Source organism: Facklamia languida CCUG 37842 (assembly GCF_000245795.1).
Classification (GTDB): domain Bacteria; phylum Bacillota; class Bacilli; order Lactobacillales; family Aerococcaceae; genus Facklamia; species Facklamia languida.
Genome location: NZ_JH601133.1, coordinates 796856 through 799125, shown reverse-complemented (window position 1 = coordinate 799125; position 2270 = coordinate 796856). Strand labels below are relative to the sequence as shown.

1 protein-coding gene and 1 pseudogene are annotated in these 2270 nt (G+C 39.2%); both read right to left on the bottom strand.

From position 1 onward, the window contains the following. On the bottom strand, positions 1-841 hold an 841-nt coding region (locus tag HMPREF9708_RS03670; RefSeq protein WP_006308751.1), incomplete at its 3' end, for a YSIRK-type signal peptide-containing protein. 208 nt (positions 842-1049) lie between these two features. After that, positions 1050-2270 (bottom strand): annotated as a pseudogene (locus HMPREF9708_RS08395) (hypothetical protein); the annotation flags it as partial.

Genomic DNA, 2270 nt, shown 5'->3' with positions numbered 1-2270 from the left:
TTGGTGAATCTTCTTCCTCGTCTTCAATTGGTACTAAACGTTTGTATGGTTTGCCGTCTGCTCCAATTGCTTCTTCAACTTTATAACCTGGTAAAACTTCGAGTTCTTCTTCATCAGGTGTTTCTTCTTCTACATCAGGTATTTCTTCTACTTCTTCTTCAATTGGTACTAAACGTTTGTATGGTTTTCCGTCTGATCCAATTGATTCTTCAACTTTGTAACCTGGTAAGATTTCGAATTCTAGGTCTTCTTCATCATCTTCTACAGGAGCAAAAGGTGCTTCGGGATCCTCGTAATTTGGTTTACGGGGTTCTGTGACTTCCTCTTCTTCCTCTACAGGAGCGAAAGGTGCTTCTGGATTCTCGTAATTTGGGTCACGAGGTTCTGTAACTTCCTCTTCTTCCTCTACTGGTACGAAAGGTGCTTCGGGATTTACTCCATTGGATGGTAATGGTTCAGTCACGTCATCAACATCATCTTCTACTTCGCGACCTGCAAATGGTGCTTCTGCTTCTGTGAAGACTGGTGCTGGTGCGAAGGGTGCTTCTGGGTTTACATAGTTTGCGTCATTTGGCTCAGTCACTTCTTCAACATCATCACCAGGCACTTCAGTGTCTAAGCTTCCTTGCATCCAAGGTGCTTCTGGTTGAGTGTATGAGATAGAGGGTGGGAAGGGTTCAAAGGGTAATTCTGGATTATATCCAGCAGCCTTCTCATCCTTTGAATGAAGGATTGACAAATCAGCTGCATCAACACTTCCACTAGTCAAGAAACTAGCGACTGCGATTGATGCAACCCCAACAGTTAATTTACGGATTGAGAAACGGGTATCTTTATTCATGGATATCCTCCTAGGTTAATCATTATATCAATCGGAATACAACAGAGTTCTTAAACAGACAACTACTAGGTCTAGTTTATATTAAAAACCAAATAATCTCAATGGTTTTAACTATTTTCCTTGTCGAAAACCTAATATTTCAAACCACAGAAAAAAGAGGCCCTTTCGGGCCTCTTTAATTATTATGAGATAGGAGACAAACAACTAATTAGTTTCCTTCACCAATACCTTCAAGAATTTTACCTGTTCCTTCTTGAATGTATTTGTAAACCTTTTCTCCCATAGTTTCTTTGTAGTGTTCAGTCACATCAGATAATGAAGTTGCTTCTTTAGCATATTGCTTAGCTAATTCTAATGCGCCATTAGTATTGAAGCCAAAATTAGCAAGTTCTTCCACAACATCTTGAAGAGTTGCTTCAGGCTTGTTCGCTACCTTACGGTAGTAGTCTAATCCGGCTGCTAACGCATCATTTTGAGTTGCTTCTTTGTTACCAGTAACTGCACGATAAGCAGCAGTTCCTTTTTCCAATAAATCTGTCATATCAGCGTAAACTTTATTTACAGTTTCTTGGGCTTCTTTACGAGGAGCATAAGCACCGTAGTTTTCTTTAGCAGTATTCCATTTCTTCTTGATGTTTTTATAAAGTAATGGGTTATTAATCATTTGGCGTCTGTAATAAGATGCATCTTGACCTTCTTCAACCCCGCTAATATTCAATTTCTTAGCTGCTGTAACGGTTATTGTTTCATAAATGCCACCTTTTTTACCAACACTATCCAACACTAATTGCTCGAGAGTAATTGTGTCATCGTCTTTAGCTTTACGATAATGGTCTAAGTAGTCCGCTAAAATCGTTTGACCTTGGTCATTTAGTGCAGCATCATAATAAGGTTGATAGAAATCCTTCGTACTTTGTGAATTTTTTTCATTCTTAATGATCATATCTAATCCTGCAGCGTAAAAGGCTGAAACTTCTTTTAAATCTTTTTCAATCTCGCTACGTGTTGTGGCAACATTCTCAGAAGCTTCTTCAGTTGGAGCAGGGTATTTTACGTCAACTAAAGTTTTCTTATAGCCTGGTTCGATGACTTTAAAATTGTCATCTTTTTCAGGTGTTTCTTCTTCTACTTCTTCTTCAATTGGTACTAAACGTTTGTAGATTTTGCCGTCCGCTCCAATTGCTTCTTCAACTTTGTAACCTGGTAAGATTTCGAATTCTAGGTCTTCTTCATCATCTTCATCTTCTACAGGAGCAAAAGGTGCTTCTGGATCCTTATAATTTGGTTTACGAGGTTCTGTGACTTCCTCTTCCTCTTCCTCTACAGGAGCGAAAGGTGCTTCTGGGTTTACTCCATTGGATGGTAATGGTTCAGTCACTTCTTCAACTGGCGCAAATGGTGCTTCTGGGTTTACTCCATTGGATGGTAA